The following is a 19,043-nucleotide window of genomic DNA, read 5'->3' as shown; positions in this document are numbered from 1 at the left end:
CTGACAATACGTTCGGGAAAGGGCCTACTTCACTTCTTCCAGTGCCTGATTCAACGGCACGTAAAACTCTTTGAACAACGCGTCCACCGCTTCTTTAGCCTGTGGCGTGACAAAACCCGCCTCCAGCACCAACACCTGATACACCCCGCGCTTGATGGCCTCGGCACTCAAGTGCGCAGAGTTTTCATTGGTGGTGCACAGGAAACGCACCCAGGAGGTGAGGATAATCCAGGCATTGAGGGTCAGCGCTTCGGTCTGCACCGGGTCCATGTTCAGGATCCCGGCCTCGACAAACCCACGATAGATCGCGTTGCCCTGGATCAGACAACGCTGGGAGAAGCGCCGATAGCCCGTGGCCAGCTCCGAGTCGCTCTCCAGCAGATGTTCGAGATCGCGGTGCAGGAAACGGTACCGCCACATGCCGGCCAGTACCGCCTGAAGATAGAAACGCTTGTCGTCCACGACCATCGCGCGCCCCTGAGGCGGGCGCAGGAAACTGTCCACCAGCGTTTCGTACTCGCGAAACAACACCGCGATGATCGCCTGTTTGTTGGGGAAGTGGTAATACAGGTTGCCCGGCGAGATTTCCATGTGGGCGGCGATGTGGTTGGTGCTGACAGTGCGCTCGCCCTGCTGGTTAAAAAGCTCCAGGCTGGCTTGCACAATGCGTTCGCTGGTCTTTACTCGTGTGGGCATGGGAGATCGGCTTCTCAAATCCTGATACAAACATCTTACGATCTATCCCGGCCAGGATAAAACCGCATGTTGCTGCAATGTCATTTGACAATTTAGAGTAATAACTCTAAAAGTTGATGCATTCCAATAACAAGCGGGACCCGCGCCATGCCTGCCAACGTTGCCTACCTGCAAAATTCCCCGGAGCTGGACCAACTCCAGGACCTCTTCGATGCCCAACGTCGCGCCTATGCAGCCAATCCAATGCCGCCGGCCGCGCAGCGTCAGCAATGGCTCAAAGCGTTGCGGGAGATGCTCAGCGACGAGCGTCAGGCGCTGATCGAGGCTATCAGCCGCGATTTCAGCCATCGCAGCGCTGACGAAACCCTGTTTGCCGAACTGATGCCCAGCCTGCACGGCATTCATTACGCCAGCAAACACCTCAAGCGCTGGATGAAAGCGTCCCGGCGCGCCGTCGGCATCGCCTTCCAGCCGGCTTCGGCCAAGGTTATTTATCAGCCGCTGGGCGTGGTGGGGGTCATCGTGCCCTGGAATTACCCGTTGTACCTGGCCATCGGCCCGCTGGTGGGCGCACTGGCCGCGGGCAACCGGGTAATGCTCAAGCTCAGCGAGTCGACACCGGCCACCGGGCAGCTACTCAAGACCCTGTTGGCAAAGATTTTCCCCGAAGACCTGGTGTGCGTGGTGCTGGGCGAAGCCGAAGTGGGCATGGCATTTTCCAGGTTACCCCTTGATCACCTGCTGTTCACCGGGGCTACCAGTATCGGCAAGCACGTGATGCGCGCCGCCGCCGAACACCTGACCCCGGTCACCCTGGAACTGGGCGGCAAATCACCGGCGATTGTTTCAGCCGATGTGCCCCTCAAGGACGCCGCCGAACGGATCGCCTTCGGCAAGGCGCTGAACGCCGGGCAAACCTGCGTGGCACCGGACTACGTGCTGGTGCCGGAAGATCGCGTCGACGGTTTCGTCGAGGCCTACAGTAAAGCCGTGCGCGGGTTCTATCCGACCCTGACCGACAATCCGGACTACACGGCCATCGTCAACGAGCGGCAACTTGCCCGGCTCAACGGCTACCTCAAGGACGCCACCGATAAAGGCGCCACCGTGCTCCCGCTCTATGATCAGGACCAGGACCGACGCATGGCCCATGCCCTGCTGCTCAATGTGACTGATGAGATGACGCTGATGCAGGACGAAATCTTCGGCCCGCTGCTGCCGATCGTGCCCTATCGCGGTCTCGACCAGGCCTTCGCCTACATCAACCAGCGCCCTCGTCCGCTGGCGTTGTATTACTTCGGCTACAACAAAGCCGAACAGAACCGTGTCCTCCACGAAACCCATTCCGGCGGCGTGTGCCTGAACGACACCCTGCTGCACGTGGCCCAGGACGATATGCCTTTCGGCGGCATCGGCCCTTCAGGCATGGGCCACTACCACGGGCATGAAGGCTTCCTGACGTTCAGTAAGGCCAAGGGCGTGCTGGTCAAACAGCGCCTGAACGCGGCCAAGCTGATTTATCCGCCCTACGGCAAATCCATTCAAAAGCTGATCCAGAAGCTGTTCGTCCGCTAACGCCATCTCAGGGATAACAATAAAAATGCACCCTAGCCTGACTGAATCACCCGCGCTGTCACGGCGCGGCGTCTTGAAACTCGGCCTCTGCGCCAGCGCTTTCCTGGCCACCGCCGGGCTTGGTGCCAGCCTCAGCGGCTGTTCCAGCAGTACGCCCGCCAGCGGCTTTGCCATGTTACGCAGCAGTGACCTGCCGTTTCTGCGGGCGGTGATCCCGGTATTGCTGGAAGGCGCTGCCAGCGCCGAGGCCGTGGCCGCGGGCATCGAGGACACGCTGAAAAAGCTCGATTACAGCCTGCAACACCTGTCCCCCGAGATGTTCAAGCTGACCCAGCAGTTGTTCGATGTGCTGGGCATGGCCGTCACCCGAGGACCACTGACCGGCATCTGGGGCAGCTGGGAAAATGCCAGCGACGAGCAAATCCGCAACTTCCTCCATCGCTGGGAAAACAGTTACCTGAACCTGTTGCGCATGGGCCAGGGTTCGCTGCTCAAGCTGGTGATCATGGCCTGGTACTTCCAGCCCGCGTCATGGGCCCATTGCGGCTATTCCGGCCCACCCACTATCTGACCTGCGCGCACCTTCAATAAAAACAAGAGAGCCATCGAATGCCCGTACCTGATCTGTTCCGCGACGGCCTGGCCCGCGGCTGGAAGACCCACAATGGCGCCGCCCTCGACCGGGACCTGATCCTGGAAGCTGACGTCGCGATCATCGGCAGCGGCGCGGGCGGTGGCACCACCGCCGAAATCCTCAGCGCAGCAGGCTACAAAGTGCTGCTGATCGAAGAAGGCCCGCTCAAGACCAGCAGCGACTTCAAGCTGCTGGAAGACGAGGCCTACGCCAGCCTGTATCAGGAAGGCATCGGCCGCATGAGCAAGGATGGCGCCATCACCATCCTCCAAGGTCGTGCAGTGGGCGGCACCACCTTGATCAACTGGACCTCCAGCTTCCGCACCCCGGATCAGACCCTCGCGCACTGGGCCAGCGAATACGCCATCAAAGGCCACAGCAGCGCCGAGATGGCGCCCTGGTTCGAAAAAATGGAGCAACGCCTGGGCATCGCGCCCTGGGCCGTGCCACCCAACGCCAACAACGACGTGATCCGCAAAGGCTGCGAAACACTCGGCTACAGCTGGCATGTGATCCCGCGCAACGTGCGTGGCTGTTTCAACCTGGGCTATTGCGGCATGGGTTGCCCGGTCAACGCCAAGCAATCGATGCTGGTGACCACTATTCCTTCCACCCTCGAGCAAGGCGGCGAGCTGCTGTACCTGGCCCGCGCCGAACACTTGAAGTTCAGCGGCGATACCATCACCAGCCTGGAATGCGCGGCGATGGACGCGCGCTGCGTGGCACCCACCGGTTATAAAATCACCGTCAAGGCCAAGCATTACGTGCTCGCCGGCGGCGGTATCAACAGCCCGGCGCTGCTGATGCGTTCGGATGCGCCCGACCCCCACTCGCGACTGGGTAAACGGACCTTCCTGCATCTGGTGAATTTTTCCGCCGGGTTGTTCGACGAAGTGATCAACCCGTTCTACGGCGCGCCACAGTCGATTTATTCCGACCACTTCCAATGGCAGGACGGCACCACCGGCAAAATGTCTTACAAGCTGGAAGCACCGCCCTTACACCCGGCCCTGGCCAGCACCTTGTTTGGCGGTTATGGCACGCAGAACGCGCTGGATATGAACCAACTGCCCAAAACCCACGCGATGCTAGCGCTGCTGCGGGACGGTTTTCACCCCGACAGCCAGGGCGGCAGCGTGGACTTGCGTGGCGATGGCACACCGGTGCTCGACTATCAGGTCTCGCCCTACGCGTGGGACGGGCTGCGTCGGGCATTTCACAGCATGGCCGAGATCCAGTTCGCCGCGGGCGCCAAGTCGGTGAAACCGCTGCACCATGACGCACGCTACGTCACCACGCTGGCCGAGGCCCGCAGCCTGATCGATGGCCTGAACCTGGAACTGCACCGTACCTGCCTGGGCAGCGCCCACGTCATGGGCGGCTGTGCCATGGGCGAAGAGCCGAAAAACGCGGTGGCCGACAGTCTCGGGCGGCATCACCAATTGCGCAATCTGTCGATCCACGACGGTTCTTTATTCCCCACCAGCATTGGCGCCAACCCGCAATTGTCGGTGTACGGATTAACCGCGCAATTGGCGACAGCATTGGCCGAACGTCTGAAAACAGCATGAAAAAACACGCTATTCGTGGTGTCTATAGTGCTTTCTTCTGCATAAGTTGACTTGGCCGACCGGGATGGCTGCGATACCATCCGGTTCCCCAACGGACTCCGCCAGGACGACGCGATGAACCGAGTGTTGTACCCAGGAACCTTCGACCCGATTACCAAAGGCCATGGCGATCTGGTCGAACGCGCCTCACGCTTGTTCGACCATGTGATCATCGCAGTCGCTGCCAGCCCCAAGAAAAACCCGCTGTTTCCCCTGGAACAGCGCGTGGAGCTGGCGCAAGAGGTCACCAAACACTTGCCCAATGTCGAGGTGGTCGGCTTTTCAACGCTGCTGGCGCATTTCGCCAAGGAACAGAATGCCAATGTGTTCCTGCGCGGCCTGCGAGCGGTCTCGGACTTCGAATACGAATTCCAGCTGGCCAACATGAACCGCCAACTGGCGCCGGACGTGGAAAGCCTGTTCCTCACTCCGTCGGAACGTTATTCGTTCATTTCCTCGACGCTGGTCAGGGAAATCGCGGCCTTGGGCGGTGATATCACCAAGTTTGTGCACCCGGCAGTCGCCGATGCGCTGACCCTGCGCTTCAAGCAGTAACGACCGCTCAACCGGCGCCCGCTCGCACTGCGGGCGCCAATGCGGCACAATTGCGCGCATTAAGTTTTCAGATGCCTTGGCTCAAGCGCCCTGGCAGGAGTTTCCATGTCCCTGATCATCACCGACGATTGCATCAACTGCGACGTCTGCGAACCCGAGTGCCCGAATGCCGCCATTTCACAGGGCGAAGAGATCTATGTGATCGACCCCAACCTGTGCACCCAGTGTGTCGGCCACTACGACGAACCTCAGTGCCAGCAAGTCTGCCCTGTGGACTGCATTCCGTTGGATGAAACTCATCCTGAAACGCAAGAGCAGTTGATGGAGAAGTACCGGAAGATTACCGGCAAGGCCTGACGATTTTTTAGCGCCTGGCAGGGCGCCTTCGCGAGCAATCAACGCTGGCACTTGGGGCAAAACACACTCGCCCGCTGCCCCAGCACCACATTGCGCAGTTCGGCCCCGCAGACCTTGCACGCCTCACCGCCACGGCCGTAGACGAACAACTCCTGCTGGAAATACCCCGGCTGGCCGTCGCCACCAATAAAGTCGCGCAACGTAGTGCCGCCACGCTCGATGGCCGCCGCCAGAATGCGCTTGATCTCGATCGCCAGTTGCAGATATCGCCCGCGGGAAATGCCCTTGGCCTCCCGGCGAGGATCAATCCCTGCGGCGAACAAGGCTTCCGTCGCATAGATATTGCCCACGCCCACCACCACCGCGTTGTCCATGATGAATGGCTTGACCGCCATGGAGCGTCCACGGGACAGCTGAAACAGGCGGTCGCCGTCGAACAGCGCGGTCAACGGCTCGGGCCCCAGGCGAATCAGCAGTTCATGGTTGTGCGGGTCCTGGCTCCAGAGCATTGCGCCAAAACGTCGAGGGTCGGTGTAGCGCAGGGCCAGTCCGGACTCCAATTCGATGTCCACATGCTCATGCTTGGCCGCCGGCATGCCGACTTCCACCAGGCGCAAGTTGCCCGACATGCCCAGGTGGCTGATCAGGGTCCCCACTTCGGCGTTGATCAACAGGTACTTGGCCCGCCGCTCCACCAGCACGATGCGCTGTCCGGACAGGCGCACATCGAGGTCCTCGGGGACCGGCCAACGCAGTCGCCGTTCACGCACGATCACGCGGCTGACGCGCTGGCCTTCGAGGTGCGGGGCAATCCCGCGCCGGGTGGTTTCGACTTCAGGCAACTCGGGCATGTGTACCTCTTGAATGAAGGATCAGTGCACGCCCAGCTCGCGGATCGACAACTTCATGCTTTCGAAGTCGTAGTCCGACAGGCCGACATGGTCGAGCACCAGATGGCCGACGCTTTCCCATTCGAGATCAACCGTTTGATTACCCAGCACCCGGTAGGAAGAACAGATGTGCTCGGCCATCTTGAGGATCGCCAGCAGGTTTTTCAGTTGCGGATTGCGCGTCGATTCGTCGCTGAAAATCGCCAGGGCATTGTGGTGATTGGCGATAGCGTCGGTCACATGCTCCGGCAGCCGCCAGGACTTGGCCGTGTAGTAGCCGACCACGGCGTGGTTGGTGTTGAACGCGCGGTTTTCCGTATCGACCACACGCCACTCTGGGCCCGCGCTGGCATAAGCGTCCTCCAGCACCGCCATGTAATTGGGGAACCGCTTGAGCATCAACGGCACGCCACAATCGTGGAACAACCCCAACGCGTAGGCCTCGTCCACCGCCTGGGAGCCCGTGCGCTTGGCCAGGGTCAGGCAGGTCATGGCGACATCCTGGGCGGTGTCCCAGAAGCGGTTGAGGGTGACGATAGTGTCATCGCTCATCTCGCCCTTGATCGACTGGGCGTTGATCAGGTTGATCACCGAGCGACTGCCCAACAGGTTCACCGCACGCTGGATCGAAGCGATCTTGTTGCTCAGGCCGTAATAAGGCGAGTTGACGATCTTCAGCAACGCCCCGGACAAGCCCGGATCCTGGGAAATCAACCGGGCGATCACTTCCAGGTCCGGATCGGGCATGTACTGCTCCATCTGCAAATCCACCATGATTTGCGGTTGAGGCGGCACACTGATGCCCTGCAGGGCTTGTTGGATCTGTTCGGCGGAAAGCTCTGGGGACATAAGTAAACACTCTGGGCTAGGGCGCGATTCTAACCTCTATCGCGGTCTTTTGTGGGAGCGGGCTTGCTCGCGATAGCATCGCCACCGTACGTCAGATACACCACACCGCCTGCATCGCGAGCAAGCCCGCTCCCACATCAATCCCTGCACAACAGGTATACTCCCGCTCTTTTTTCCGGAGCGACGTCATGTCCCTGCCAAGCCTGCGCCTCAAAGCCAACGCCGATCGTCGTTTGCGCAACGGCCACCTGTGGGTCTACAGCAACGAGATCGACGTGGCCGCCACCCCACTTCACGGCTTCCAGGCAGGCGACCAAGCCATCCTGGAGGCGGCCGGCGGCAAGACCCTGGGCATCGTGGCCATGAGCCCGAACAACCTGATCTGCGCGCGCCTGCTGTCGCGCGACATCAAGTTGCCTCTGGACAAGTCGCTGCTGGTGCACCGCCTGAATGTGGCCCTGTCCCTGCGCGACCGCCTGTTCGACAAGCCGTTCTACCGCCTGGTGTACGGCGATTCAGACCTGCTGCCAGGCTTGGTCGTCGACCGTTTCGGCGACATCCTGGTGGTGCAGATCGCTTCGGCGACCATGGAAGCCCATAAGGACGACGTGATCGCCGCCCTGACCCAAGTGCTCAAGCCCAGCGGCATCCTGTTCAAGAACGATTCCGCCGCGCGCGACGCCGAAGGCCTCAACCGCTACGTCGAGACCGTCTTCGGCCTGGTACCGGAGTGGGTCGCGCTGGAAGAAAACGGCGTGAAATTCGAAGCCCCGGTGATCCAGGGCCAGAAAACCGGCTGGTTCTACGACCACCGCATGAACCGCGCCCGCCTGGCTCCCTATGCCAAAGGCAAGCGCGTCCTCGACCTGTACAGCTACATCGGCGGCTGGGGTGTGCAAGCGGCAGCCTTCGGCGCCAGTGAAGTGTTCTGCGTCGACGCCTCCGCCTTCGCCCTCGATGGCGTGGAACGCAACGCCGCGCTGAACGGCTTCGCCGAGAAAATGACCTGCATCGAAGGCGACGTCTTCGAAGCGCTGAAAGAACTGAAAGCCAGCGAAGAACGCTTCGACGTGATCGTCGCCGACCCACCGGCCTTCATCAAACGCAAAAAAGACATGAAGAACGGCGAAGGCGCCTACCGTCGCCTGAACGAACAAGCCATGCGCCTGCTCAGCAAGGACGGCATCCTGGTCAGCGCTTCATGCTCGATGCACCTGCCGGAAGACGACCTGCAGAACATCCTGCTGACCAGCGCCCGCCACCTGGACCGCAATATCCAGATGCTCGAACGCGGCGGCCAGGGCCCGGACCACCCGGTGCACCCGGCGATTGCCGAGACACGGTATATCAAGAGCATCACGTGCCGGTTGTTGCCCAATAGCTGATTGAGCTACACCACGCCTGTAGGAGCGAGGGGGGCGCCTAGCCCTTGCTCCTACAGTTACAGCAATGGCTCACGTACGTATCGGAAAGTTCGCACGCTACTGCTGATTGAATTGTGTTTTTCGCAGACTAGTATCGGTTTCTGGTTTTATTCCGGAAAACAAAAACAATGTCTGAGTCCTCCTGCTCGCCGCCGCTCAGTGGCGACCTCAAGCGCCAACAATTCTCCCGCTTCATCCTCATCACCTGCATTTCCCTGATCAGCTTCTTCCCGATCAATATCCTGCTGCCCTCTTACCCCGCCCTGTCCGCCAAATTCGATAGGCCATCCGCAGACATCGCACTGTCCGTCAGTCTGTTCACACTGGTCTTTTCGATCTCTCAGTTGATCGCCGGCCCGCTTTCGGATAAATGGGGCCGCAAGGAAGTCCTGCTCGGCTGCATCACACTGTCGATCCTGAGTGCTCTCGGTTGTGCATTGGCGTCGGATTATCCGGCCTTCCTGCTGTTTCGCGCGGTCCAGGCCATGGGCTGCGGCTTCTTTGTACTCGGCCATGCGTTAGTGGAAGACTTGTTCGACGAACGAGACCGCGCCCGTGTGCGCCTTTATTACATGACGCTGAGCGGTTCCTTTGTCGCGCTGTCGCCGCTGATCGGCTCGTGGCTGCAAACCACATTCGACTGGCAGGGGAGTTTCTATGGCTTCGCGCTGATGGCGCTGGGCATGTTGATCCACGCGTCCTGCATCTTGCCGTCCAAGTCCGCCAGCCCACACCGCGCCTCCCTATCGATCATCGGCACGCTGAAAGCCGTCGCACGCAACCGAGACTTCCTGCGCTACTGGTGGATCGCCGCGCTGGTATTTGCCTGCTACTTCGCCTTGATCAGCGTGACCCCGCTGATTTTCATGGATGGGTTGAAGCTCACCGAATACCAGTACGCACTGGTACTGATGGTATATGGCGCGGCTTATCTGCTCGGCGGGGTTGCGGCGTCGTTCTTGCAAAAACACATCTCACTGTCCCTGCAAATCAACATTGGCCTCGGATTGCTCTGCGTCGCCGGCGTGCTATTAACGCTGGTCGTCAGCTTGAATGCCATCAACACCGTGACCCTGCTGATCCCCATGTTGATCAGCGCCCTGGCCGTCACCCTGGTTCGGCCCGCCGCGATTTCTGCGGCAATGCTGCTGTTTTCAAGCAGCGCAGGGACGGCGGCGTCGGCGGGCAACAGCATCATGTTCCTCACGGCCGCCGTCAGCAGCGCAGCGCTTGCGCAAACCGGAACCCTGTTGTTGATGAGCATTGCCGTCAGCTTCATGGTGTTCAGCCTGTGGGGCGCCTGGACGAATACCCAGATCAACCGCTGACGTTTTGCCCTGGACGAATGCCCGAATCAACCGCTGACGCGTTTCCTTGTAGGAGCGAGCTTGCTCGCGAAAAACTCAAAGGCACCGCGGGTTACCGGGTAGCGCTGCGTTATCGTTGACGATCTTCGCGAGCAAGCTCGCTCCTACAGAGAAGGTGTTTCACAGCCAGATTGCGTCCCACAGTGAATATTGGCCGATACGCTCGACCAGACCCGCGCGCAAGGGATTGGCGACGATGTAGCGCGCCATCGCCTTCAGGTCATCCTCCCGACGCAGCGCCCGGTCGAAGTAACCCTTTTGCCAAAGCGTCCCGTGAGAGCCTCTGGCCTTATTGATGGCATGGGCACTTCGCGACTTCGTGATACGCATCAGCCTTGGCAAATCGCCGTTATGCAATTCAATCAGCCAGTGGAAATGATCCAGCATGACCACCCAGGCAAGCGACGTCGCTTCGCCATCGTCTTGAGCCTTCCTGAACTCGCTGACCAGCAAGCGGCCCATGCGCCAATCTTGAAAGATTCGGTGTCTTTGGTGGGTGACGGCGGTGAGCAAGTAGATGCGCCCGGCTTCTGAATAGCGTCTCGTGCGCAGTCGGTGTGCGTTTTGCTGAATGGACATTCCTTCGTCCTCTTTGCTGGCTGGAAGAGAAACAGTAGGCATCTCCAGCGTTTATTGGCGCTTAAACAGTGGTTCCGGATATGTCCCGGCCTGCGTAGGAGCGAGCTTGCTCGCGAAAACCTCGAAGGCACCGCGGGCTGCCTGATGGCGCTGCGTTATCGTTGGATTTTTTCGCGAGCAAGCTCGCTCCTACAGGTAGACGGCCATTCCCTCCAGCCGCCAGCGGTGTAGAATCGGCTCTATTCATCGCCAGTCATCCCCCGGCGGGTTTATGAGCTCGAGGCCCACGCACGCGGCGATCCCGCACTGCGAGTGGCAACTTCCGGACACACGGCCATTTGCGGTGTGTTCCAGACGTCCATAGAAGCTCACTTCCCTTAGCACCTGATTAGTCCTGATTTGCCGCCCGGAGTGCTCCATGCCAGATTACCGCTCGAAAACATCCACCCACGGCCGCAACATGGCCGGCGCCCGTGCCTTGTGGCGCGCCACGGGGATGAAAGATGACGACTTCAAGAAGCCGATCATCGCGATTGCCAACTCGTTCACCCAGTTCGTACCGGGCCACGTGCACCTCAAGGACCTCGGCCAACTGGTCGCCCGCGAAATTGAGCGCGCAGGCGGCGTTGCCAAGGAATTCAACACCATCGCCGTGGATGACGGCATCGCCATGGGCCATGACGGCATGCTGTATTCCCTGCCGAGCCGCGAGATCATCGCCGACTCCGTGGAATACATGGTCAACGCCCATTGCGCCGACGCCATCGTATGCATCTCCAACTGCGACAAGATCACCCCCGGCATGTTGATGGCGTCCTTGCGCCTGAATATCCCGGTGATCTTCGTCTCCGGCGGCCCGATGGAAGCCGGCAAGACCAAACTGGCCTCCCACGGCCTGGACCTGGTCGACGCCATGGTCATCGCCGCTGATTCCAGCGCGTCTGACGAGCAGGTCGCGGAATACGAGCGCAGCGCCTGCCCGACCTGCGGTTCGTGCTCCGGCATGTTCACCGCCAACTCGATGAACTGCCTGGTCGAAGCCCTGGGCCTGGCCTTGCCCGGCAACGGTTCCACCCTGGCCACCCACAGCGACCGCGAGCAACTGTTCCTGCAGGCCGGCCGCACCATCGTCGAGCTGTGCAAGCGTTACTACGGCGAGAACGACGAGTCGGTGTTGCCGCGCAATATCGCCAACTTCAAGGCGTTCGAAAACGCCATGACCCTGGACATCGCCATGGGCGGTTCCACCAACACTATCCTGCACTTGCTGGCTGCCGCCCAGGAAGCCGAGATCGATTTCGACCTGCGCGACATCGACCGTCTTTCCCGGCATGTGCCGCAACTGTGCAAGGTCGCGCCGAACATCCAGAAGTACCACATGGAAGATGTGCACCGCGCCGGCGGGATCTTCTCGATCCTCGGCTCCCTGGCCCGTGGTGGCCTGTTGCACACTGACTTGCCGACCGTACACAGCACGTCCATGGCCGAAGGCATCGCCAAATGGGACATTACCCAGACTGACGACGAAGCCGTGCATACCTTCTTCAAGGCGGGCCCGGCGGGCATTCCGACCCAAACCGCGTTCAGCCAGTCGACCCGCTGGGACACGCTGGACGACGACCGTGAAAACGGCTGTATCCGCAGCGTCGAGCATGCCTATTCCCAGGAAGGTGGCCTCGCCGTGCTGTACGGCAACATCGCCCTCGATGGTTGCGTGGTGAAAACCGCCGGCGTGGATGAGTCGATCCATGTGTTCGAAGGCCGCGCCAAGATCTACGAAAGCCAGGACAGCTCGGTTCGCGGCATCCTCGCCGACGAAGTGAAAGAAGGCGACATCGTGATCATCCGCTACGAAGGCCCGAAAGGCGGCCCGGGCATGCAGGAAATGCTCTACCCGACGTCGTACCTGAAGTCCAAGGGCCTGGGCAAAGCCTGCGCGTTGCTGACCGACGGTCGCTTCTCCGGCGGCACCTCCGGCCTGTCCATCGGCCACGCTTCGCCGGAAGCGGCTGCCGGCGGCGCGATTGGTCTGGTGCAGGACGGCGACAAGGTGCTGATCGACATTCCCAACCGTTCGATCAACCTGTTGATCAGCGACGAAGAACTGGCGGCGCGCCGGGTCGAGCAAGACAAGAAAGGGTGGAAACCGGTGGAAAAGCGTCCGCGCAAAGTCACCACCGCCCTGAAAGCCTACGCCCTGCTGGCGACCAGCGCCGACAAGGGCGCCGTGCGTAACAAGGCGATGCTGGATGGCATGTAAATAGCTGCAGGCTTCAAGCTACAAGCCGCAAGAAAAGCGCACCGGCTTTTACTTGCAGCTTGCAGCTTGAAACTCCCCGCTGTAACTACTGAATATCTTCAGGCTTGACGATCACCCAATTCTTGTCCGCCGTCACCGGCAACCCTGCCTTGGCCTGGGCGGCCGCATGCTTGGCCATCATGCCGTTGAGCTGAGTCATGTACTTGTCCTTGCGGTTGATCCACAAGTGAATACCGCCCTTGGCCACGTCCACATCATGGAACAGCATGTAGCCGTCACTGGTCGGCGTATCACCGCCCACCAGCAGCGGTTTTTTCCATTCGTCGATGTAGGTGAGGATCGCCGCGTGCTTGCCTGCCATCCAGGTCGCCGGAGTCCACAGATACGGGGTCAATTCCAGAGCGAGGTTGGCTTTTTCGTCATACGTGCCGGCACTGATTTGCTTGCGGGAGGTGGTCAGTTCGCCGGTCTTGCGGTCCTTGAGCAGCAAGCTGACACCAATCACATTCTGCGGCTTGACGTTGTAGCCGTACTTCGGATCGGACGCGACCATACGCACCAGCTCCTCGGAGGCCGCAGTCATCACATACACCTCGATGCCGTTTTCCATGAGCTTGTTGTACAGCTCCTGCTGGCCGGTGAAGATTTTCGGCGGCTGCACCTGCATGTTCTTCACCACGTCGCCTTCGTAGTAGGTGACCGGTACCGGCTTGCCGGACGCCATCAGTTCGTCGACATAGCCTTTGAGTTCCTTGAGGGTGAACCCGGAAAACACCTGTGCAACCCACGGGTAGCAGACCATGTCATCCACTTCGCACAAGCGATAGTAGTAACTGAACAGGCTTTCCTTGTGGTCGGCGGTGTCTTTGAAGGGCATCAGTTTGAGTGACGGGTCGAGGCTCTCGCGAGTGATCAGGCCCTTGTTCTCCAGATAGGGCAGCAACGACTCTTCGAGGTCGAAACGGTAGCTGGTGTTGTCCATGTCGAACACCGCGAAATGACCCTTGTTGGCGTTGGCGGCGATCATTTCATCCAGTTGCTTGGCGGCAGGTGCCGGCCAGTGTTTCAACTCGGTAGCGGCCATGACCTGCGTGGCGAGCCCCAGACACAGCGCGGCAGCAAACAATCTCGGTACGAGCTTCATCGGCGTTATCTCCCTGAGTGAAAGGCATCGACGCTAACAAATCCCGAAGAACCCGCCCACCACGAGCACGACCGGCTGCGTCGTGATTCCGCCAGCGGCATATACCTGCGCGCCACTTTCTTATTCCAGAAACGACAGTCACCATTCCATAACGGTATTAAATCAATATATTTCAAACTGTTAGGATTTTCGGCTCGCAGTCGCTGGCCCATGCGATTGGCAGCCTTTTTTCCTGGAGCTTCAATGAATCTGCCGCTGATTCTCAATCTGCTGGTGTTCCTGGCGTTATTACTGGGCCTGGCACAAACCCGCCGTACTGACTGGAGCCTGGCCAAGAAAGTCTTGGTCGCACTGGTGCTGGGCGTAGTGTTCGGTGTGGTCTTGCACACTATTTACGGTGCCGGCCATCCGGTGCTCAAGGCCTCGATCAGTTGGTTCGATCTGGTGGGCAATGGTTATGTGCAGTTGCTGCAGATGATCGTGATCCCGCTGGTGTTCGCCTCGATCCTCAGCGCCGTGGCGCGCCTGCACAATGCCTCGTCCCTGGGCAAAATCAGCTTCCTGACGATCGGCACGCTGCTGTTCACCACGGCCATTGCGGCGCTGATCGGTATCGGCCTGACCAACCTGTTCGGGCTCACCGCCGAGGGCCTGGTGGCCGGGACCCAGGAAATGGCGCGTTTGCAAGTGATCCAGAACGATTACGCCGGCAAGGTCGCCGACCTGAATGTGCCGCAACTGCTGCTTTCGTTCATCCCGCAGAATCCGTTTGCCGACCTGGCACGGGCCAAGCCGACCTCGATCATCAGTGTGGTGATTTTCGCCGCGTTCCTGGGAGTTGCCGCGCTGCAACTGCTCAAGGACGACGTGGAAAAAGGCCAGAAAGTGCTCAACGCCATCGACACGCTGCAAGCCTGGGTGATGCGCCTGGTACGCCTGGTGATGAAGCTGACGCCCTACGGCGTATTGGCACTGATGACCAAGGTAGTCGCCGGTTCCAACCTGCAAGACATCCTCAAGCTCGGCAGCTTCGTGTTGGTCTCCTACCTTGCGCTGGGGCTGATGTTTGTCGTCCACGGCCTGTTGTTGTCGCTGGCCGGGATCAACCCGCTGCGGTTTTTCCGCAAGGTGTGGCCGGTGCTGACCTTTGCGTTCACCAGCCGCTCCAGCGCCGCGAGTATCCCGCTGAGCATTGAAGCGCAAACCCGTCGCCTCGGTATTCCGCAGTCCATCGCAGGATTCGCCGCCTCGTTCGGCGCGACGATCGGCCAGAACGGTTGCGCCGGCCTGTACCCGGCGATGTTGGCCGTGATGGTCGCGCCGACCGTGGGCATCGACCCGTTGGATCCGTTGTGGATCGCCACGCTGGTGGCGATTGTGACCTTGAGTTCGGCAGGTGTCGCCGGCGTGGGCGGCGGCGCGACGTTTGCCGCACTGATCGTGCTGCCCGCCATGGGCTTGCCGGTGTCCCTGGTGGCGTTACTGATTTCCGTGGAGCCGCTGATCGACATGGGCCGCACGGCCCTGAACGTGAACGGCTCGATGACAGCGGGGGCGATTACCAGCCAGATCATGCAGCAGACGGACAAGACGTTGCTGGATGCCGATGAGCATGCCGAATTGGCGCAGGCATAAAGGCGTATAACCTGTAGGAGCGAGCTTGCTCGCGAAGAACGTCAGGATGACGCGGGCATTCTGAATGAACGCGGCGCCTTCAAGTTCTTCGCGAGCAAGCTCGCTCCTACAGTCAGTTTCGTTCCCAAACCTCAAAGTTGTACGCCGGCTTATCGCCCTCGGCCGGATTCTCCAGGTTTGACACCAGCGTCCACTGATCCTGGTCAACCTCGGGAAACCACGCATCCCCGTCCGGATTCAACGCGACTCGCGTCAAATACAGGCGGTCCGCCTGCTCCAGGCCTTGCGTATACAACTGTGCGCCGCCGATCAGCATCAGCTCATCGACTCCCTGCTCAAGCGCCCACTCTTCAGCTCGCGCCACCGCGGCTTCGAGTGACGGAAAAACTTCCGCACCTTCAAGCCTCAGCTCGGTCTGACGGCTGACCACAATGTTCAAGCGACCCGGCAGCGGTCGGCCCAGGGAATCCCAGGTCTTGCGCCCCATGATGATCGGCTTGCCGAGGGTGGTAGCCTTGAAATATTTGAAATCCCCCGGCAAATGCCAGGGCATGCTGTTGTCGACGCCGATCACGCGGTTTTCACCGAGGGCCGCGATCAGGCTTAAAGGGAGAGTTTTTTTCATGGCGACGAGAATACCAGAGGCACGCCCGGCATACCCCAACCACCTTCACAGCGGTTATGCTCCCACTTCACTTGTACAACAGGACGGCGCGTGACTGCACTGAATCCCCTGCAAAAACTCTGGCTGACGGAAACCGTACGCCTGCGCGAAGAGCATGCCGGCCCTTTGGAAGACCAGGAAGCCAATCGCCTGGCCCGCAGCAGCGGCGGCGACCTGCCGACGCGTATTCAAAATCGCGCTGTATGGCTGGCCGAACGTGATGGCCTGGGCGCTGCGCTACGGCATTGGCTGCAAGGCGCGCGCCTGGCGTTGATGGTGCTGGCAGTGCTCGCCATCGTCAGCGGCGCCGGCCTGGCCTTTGCCGCCCTGGGCAACGGCTTGGCCCCGGTCAACGTGTTCTGGGCCTTGGGCAGCCTGCTGGGCCTGAACCTGATTCTGCTGTTGAGTTGGGCCCTGGGCCTGCTGTTCGCCGGTGAACACAGCGCCAGCCTCGGGCGCCTGTGGCTGTGGCTCAGCGAAAAGCTCGCCCGCGACGCCAAGGCCGCGCAGCTGGCGCCAGCGCTGTTGGTGTTGCTGCAACGCCAAAAACTCAATCGCTGGGCCGTCGGTGTGCTGGTCAACGGCCTGTGGTTGCTGGCCCTGCTCAGCGCCGTGGTGATCCTGTTGAGCTTGATGGCCACGCGGCGCTACGGCTTTGTCTGGGAAACCACGATTCTGGGGGCCGATACCTTCGTCAACGTGACCCAGACCCTCGGCGCCCTGCCCGCCTTGCTTGGTTTCAGCGTCCCCAGCGTCGAAATGATCCGCGCCAGCGGCGATACCGCGCTGACGATCGAAAGCGCCCGCCAGACCTGGGCCGCATGGCTGGTGGGCGTGGTGTTGATCTACGGCATCCTGCCCCGGCTGATCCTCGCCCTGGTGTGTCTGTGGCGTTGGAAAAACGGGCGCGCAGCCTTGCGCCTGGACCTCAACTTGCCTGGCTACAGCCAGTTGCGCGAATTGTTGATGCCCAGCAGCGAACGCCTCGGTATCAACGATACCGCCCCGGAACAGTTGCACCAGGTGACCGGCGGTGTCAGCGAGCTGCACAGCGACGGCGCGCTGCTGGTGGGCATCGAACTGGACGACCAACGGCCTTGGCCGCCGAAGCTGCCGTCCACCGTCAACGACGCCGGCATCCTCGACAGCCGTGAATCACGCAACAAGCTGCTGGAACAACTGAGCCGCTTCCCGCCCGCACGCCTGGCCATCGCCTGCGACCCCCGGCGCTCGCCGGATCGCGGCAGCCTCGCACTGATCGCCGAACTGGCCCGCAGCGCAAGCGCAACGCGGGTCTGGCTGCTGCAAGCGCCAGCGGGACAGGCGCTGGATGCCGAACGCCTCGGTGATTGGCACACCGCCTTGCAACAATTGGACGTGCCGTTTGCCGATTGTGCGCCGCTCACTTGGCTGGAGACCGGTCATGACTAACCCTCTGAAGCTCGCGGTGGTCGGCCATACCAACGTCGGCAAGACCTCGCTGCTGCGCACCCTGACCCGCGACGTGGGTTTTGGCGAAGTCTCCCATCGTCCCAGCACCACCCGTCATGTGGAAGGCGCGCGCTTGTCCGTCGACGGCGAGGCCTTGCTGGAGCTGTATGACACGCCGGGCCTGGAAGATGCAATCGCCCTGCTCGACTACCTCGAACGCCTGGACCGTCCCGGCGAACGTCTCGACGGCCCGGCACGACTGGCGCGTTTTCTGGAAGGCAGCGAAGCCCGGCAACGCTTCGAGCAGGAAGCCAAGGTGCTGCGCCAACTGCTCGCCTGCGACGCGGGCCTGTATGTGATCGACGCACGGGAGCCGGTGCTGGCCAAGTACCGTGATGAACTGCAAGTGCTGGCCAGTTGTGGCAAGCCTTTATTACCCGTGCTCAATTTTGTCAGCAGCACCGCGCACCGTGAACCGGATTGGCGCGAAGCCCTGGCGCGACTCGGCCTGCATGCATTGGTGCGTTTTGACAGCGTCGCGCCGCCGGAAGACGGCGAGCGCCGGCTGTACGAAAGCCTCGCCTTGTTGCTGGAAACCTCGCGAGGGCAGTTGGAACGACTGATTCTTGATCAAGAGGCCCAGCGCCAGGCCCGCCAGCAAAGTGCCGCGCGCCTGATCGCCGAGTTGCTGATCGACTGCGCCGCGTGCCGACGCAGCGTGCTCACTGAAGACGAGCAGCAAGCCATCGGCGATCTGCGCAAGGCAGTACGTCAGCGCGAACAAAAATGCGTGGAAGCCCTGCTCAAGCTGTTCGGCTTCCGTGCACAAGACGCCGCCGCGAGCGATTTGCCGCTGCTGGATGGCCGCTGGGGGGACGACCTGTTTAACCCGGAAACCCTCAGGCAACTCGGCGTGCGCGTAGGCGGCGGCATTGCCGCGGGCGCGGCAGCCGGTGCCGGCGTGGACCTGCTGGTGGGCGGCCTGACACTGGGCGCCGCCGCGCTGGCCGGCGCCATCGCCGGTGGCGCGCTGCAAACCGCGCGCAGCTATGGCAGCCGCCTGCTCGGCAAACTCAAAGGCCAGCGCGAACTGACCGTCGACGACAGCGTACTGCGCCTGCTGGCCTTGCGTCAGCGGCAATTGCTCAAGGCCCTGAACCTGCGCGGCCACGCGGCCATGCACAGCATCAAGATCGACACTGCGCAGGACAAGACATGGCGCGAAGGCAAACTGCCAGAAGCCCTGAACAAAGCCCGGGCCCATCCGCAATGGTCGTCCCTCAACCCTCACGCCAGACTGAGCCAGGCCGAGCGCCAGGAGCAGATCGAAGCCCTGGCCCAGCGCCTGGATGCCGACTAAGCCGTCAGCAGTC

Annotated in this window: 17 protein-coding genes; 11 read left to right on the top strand and 6 right to left on the bottom strand. The window is 61.0% G+C overall.

Annotation, left to right across the window (positions count from 1 at the left end; genetic code table 11):
- Nucleotides 1–24: 24 nt before the first annotated feature.
- The gene (locus AC6CIA_RS12150) at nt 25–696 is read right to left on the bottom strand and encodes a TetR/AcrR family transcriptional regulator (protein WP_498312274.1); all 672 of its coding nucleotides are present in this window, start codon (nt 694–696) and stop codon (nt 25–27) included.
- Nucleotides 697–843: 147 nt separating this feature from the next.
- Between AC6CIA_RS12150 and AC6CIA_RS12145 the strand changes: the two genes are divergently transcribed.
- The 5 genes from AC6CIA_RS12145 (at nt 844) to AC6CIA_RS12125 (ending at nt 5,427) form a co-directional block, all read left to right on the top strand.
- The gene (locus tag AC6CIA_RS12145) at nt 844–2,271 is read left to right on the top strand and encodes a coniferyl aldehyde dehydrogenase (RefSeq protein WP_498312273.1); all 1,428 of its coding nucleotides are present in this window, start codon (nt 844–846) and stop codon (nt 2,269–2,271) included.
- A 25-nt stretch (nt 2,272–2,296) separates the two neighbouring features.
- Nucleotides 2,297–2,842: a twin-arginine translocation pathway signal protein gene (locus tag AC6CIA_RS12140; RefSeq protein ID WP_498312271.1), complete on the top strand. Its 546-nt coding sequence runs from the start codon at nt 2,297–2,299 to the stop codon at nt 2,840–2,842.
- A gap of 38 nt (nt 2,843–2,880) precedes the next feature.
- A complete protein-coding gene (locus tag AC6CIA_RS12135; RefSeq protein WP_498312270.1) occupies nt 2,881–4,476 on the top strand; it encodes a GMC family oxidoreductase in 1,596 nt (531 codons plus the stop codon).
- A gap of 114 nt (nt 4,477–4,590) precedes the next feature.
- Nucleotides 4,591–5,070: a pantetheine-phosphate adenylyltransferase gene (gene coaD, locus AC6CIA_RS12130; protein WP_498312268.1), complete on the top strand. Its 480-nt coding sequence runs from the start codon at nt 4,591–4,593 to the stop codon at nt 5,068–5,070.
- 105 nt (nt 5,071–5,175) lie between these two features.
- Nucleotides 5,176–5,427: a YfhL family 4Fe-4S dicluster ferredoxin gene (locus AC6CIA_RS12125; RefSeq protein ID WP_339527963.1), complete on the top strand. Its 252-nt coding sequence runs from the start codon at nt 5,176–5,178 to the stop codon at nt 5,425–5,427.
- Nucleotides 5,428–5,465: 38 nt separating this feature from the next.
- Here the strand turns inward: AC6CIA_RS12125 and mutM are convergent, their stop codons facing one another.
- Both mutM and AC6CIA_RS12115 read right to left on the bottom strand, forming a co-directional pair.
- Nucleotides 5,466–6,278: a bifunctional DNA-formamidopyrimidine glycosylase/DNA-(apurinic or apyrimidinic site) lyase gene (gene mutM, locus AC6CIA_RS12120; RefSeq protein ID WP_498312266.1), complete on the bottom strand. Its 813-nt coding sequence runs from the start codon at nt 6,276–6,278 to the stop codon at nt 5,466–5,468.
- Between the two features lie 21 nt (nt 6,279–6,299).
- Nucleotides 6,300–7,112, bottom strand: coding sequence for an HDOD domain-containing protein (locus tag AC6CIA_RS12115; protein WP_498312609.1), 813 nt, complete (start codon nt 7,110–7,112; stop codon nt 6,300–6,302).
- Nucleotides 7,113–7,354: 242 nt separating this feature from the next.
- On the opposite strand from AC6CIA_RS12115, the gene AC6CIA_RS12110 reads away from it, so the two are divergent.
- Together AC6CIA_RS12110 and AC6CIA_RS12105 are read left to right on the top strand one after the other, a co-directional pair.
- Complete coding sequence (locus tag AC6CIA_RS12110; RefSeq protein ID WP_034101304.1) at nt 7,355–8,551, top strand: class I SAM-dependent rRNA methyltransferase; 1,197 nt, start codon at nt 7,355–7,357, stop codon at nt 8,549–8,551.
- Between the two features lie 167 nt (nt 8,552–8,718).
- Nucleotides 8,719–9,918 (top strand): MFS transporter, encoded by a 1,200-nt coding sequence (locus AC6CIA_RS12105; protein ID WP_498312264.1) that lies wholly within the window; start codon nt 8,719–8,721, stop codon nt 9,916–9,918.
- Nucleotides 9,919–10,077: 159 nt separating this feature from the next.
- Here AC6CIA_RS12105 and AC6CIA_RS12100 read toward each other — a convergent pair whose 3' ends face one another.
- Nucleotides 10,078–10,536 carry an REP-associated tyrosine transposase gene (locus AC6CIA_RS12100; RefSeq protein WP_498312262.1) on the bottom strand — a complete coding sequence of 153 codons (459 nt, stop codon included), beginning with the start codon at nt 10,534–10,536 and terminating at the stop codon, nt 10,078–10,080.
- Nucleotides 10,537–10,954: 418 nt separating this feature from the next.
- Between AC6CIA_RS12100 and ilvD the strand changes: the two genes are divergently transcribed.
- Complete coding sequence (gene ilvD / locus AC6CIA_RS12095; RefSeq protein WP_498312260.1) at nt 10,955–12,796, top strand: dihydroxy-acid dehydratase; 1,842 nt, start codon at nt 10,955–10,957, stop codon at nt 12,794–12,796.
- 85 nt (nt 12,797–12,881) lie between these two features.
- On the opposite strand, the gene AC6CIA_RS12090 is transcribed toward ilvD, so the two are convergent.
- Nucleotides 12,882–13,940: an HAD family hydrolase gene (locus tag AC6CIA_RS12090; RefSeq protein WP_498312258.1), complete on the bottom strand. Its 1,059-nt coding sequence runs from the start codon at nt 13,938–13,940 to the stop codon at nt 12,882–12,884.
- 243 nt (nt 13,941–14,183) lie between these two features.
- Between AC6CIA_RS12090 and AC6CIA_RS12085 the strand changes: the two genes are divergently transcribed.
- The gene (locus AC6CIA_RS12085) at nt 14,184–15,575 is read left to right on the top strand and encodes an L-cystine transporter (RefSeq protein WP_498312256.1); all 1,392 of its coding nucleotides are present in this window, start codon (nt 14,184–14,186) and stop codon (nt 15,573–15,575) included.
- Nucleotides 15,576–15,687: 112 nt separating this feature from the next.
- On the opposite strand, the gene AC6CIA_RS12080 is transcribed toward AC6CIA_RS12085, so the two are convergent.
- Nucleotides 15,688–16,200 (bottom strand): dihydrofolate reductase, encoded by a 513-nt coding sequence (locus AC6CIA_RS12080; RefSeq protein WP_498312254.1) that lies wholly within the window; start codon nt 16,198–16,200, stop codon nt 15,688–15,690.
- A gap of 90 nt (nt 16,201–16,290) precedes the next feature.
- On the opposite strand from AC6CIA_RS12080, the gene AC6CIA_RS12075 reads away from it, so the two are divergent.
- Entirely contained in the window at nt 16,291–17,670 is a 1,380-nt protein-coding gene (locus tag AC6CIA_RS12075; protein ID WP_498312253.1) for a DUF2868 domain-containing protein, read from the top strand.
- Nucleotides 17,663–19,030 (top strand): GTPase/DUF3482 domain-containing protein, encoded by a 1,368-nt coding sequence (locus tag AC6CIA_RS12070; RefSeq protein ID WP_498312251.1) that lies wholly within the window; start codon nt 17,663–17,665, stop codon nt 19,028–19,030. Before AC6CIA_RS12075 ends, AC6CIA_RS12070 begins: the two co-directional genes overlap by 8 nt.
- Nucleotides 19,031–19,043 lie beyond the last annotated feature (13 nt).

It is taken from the genome of Pseudomonas sp. GQ91, assembly GCF_059758795.1.
This window is presented reverse-complemented; position numbering and strand designations above follow the sequence as displayed.

Coding starts and splice junctions, on each gene's coding strand:
- AC6CIA_RS12150 (WP_498312274.1), bottom strand. CDS start 696: ATGCCCACACGAGTAAAGACCAGCGAACGCATTGTGCAAGCCAGCCTG.
- AC6CIA_RS12145 (WP_498312273.1), top strand. CDS start 844: ATGCCTGCCAACGTTGCCTACCTGCAAAATTCCCCGGAGCTGGACCAA.
- AC6CIA_RS12140 (WP_498312271.1), top strand. CDS start 2,297: ATGCACCCTAGCCTGACTGAATCACCCGCGCTGTCACGGCGCGGCGTC.
- AC6CIA_RS12135 (WP_498312270.1), top strand. CDS start 2,881: ATGCCCGTACCTGATCTGTTCCGCGACGGCCTGGCCCGCGGCTGGAAG.
- coaD (WP_498312268.1), top strand. CDS start 4,591: ATGAACCGAGTGTTGTACCCAGGAACCTTCGACCCGATTACCAAAGGC.
- AC6CIA_RS12125 (WP_339527963.1), top strand. CDS start 5,176: ATGTCCCTGATCATCACCGACGATTGCATCAACTGCGACGTCTGCGAA.
- mutM (WP_498312266.1), bottom strand. CDS start 6,278: ATGCCCGAGTTGCCTGAAGTCGAAACCACCCGGCGCGGGATTGCCCCG.
- AC6CIA_RS12110 (WP_034101304.1), top strand. CDS start 7,355: ATGTCCCTGCCAAGCCTGCGCCTCAAAGCCAACGCCGATCGTCGTTTG.
- AC6CIA_RS12105 (WP_498312264.1), top strand. CDS start 8,719: ATGTCTGAGTCCTCCTGCTCGCCGCCGCTCAGTGGCGACCTCAAGCGC.
- AC6CIA_RS12100 (WP_498312262.1), bottom strand. CDS start 10,536: ATGTCCATTCAGCAAAACGCACACCGACTGCGCACGAGACGCTATTCA.
- ilvD (WP_498312260.1), top strand. CDS start 10,955: ATGCCAGATTACCGCTCGAAAACATCCACCCACGGCCGCAACATGGCC.
- AC6CIA_RS12090 (WP_498312258.1), bottom strand. CDS start 13,940: ATGAAGCTCGTACCGAGATTGTTTGCTGCCGCGCTGTGTCTGGGGCTC.
- AC6CIA_RS12085 (WP_498312256.1), top strand. CDS start 14,184: ATGAATCTGCCGCTGATTCTCAATCTGCTGGTGTTCCTGGCGTTATTA.
- AC6CIA_RS12080 (WP_498312254.1), bottom strand. CDS start 16,200: ATGAAAAAAACTCTCCCTTTAAGCCTGATCGCGGCCCTCGGTGAAAAC.
- AC6CIA_RS12070 (WP_498312251.1), top strand. CDS start 17,663: ATGACTAACCCTCTGAAGCTCGCGGTGGTCGGCCATACCAACGTCGGC.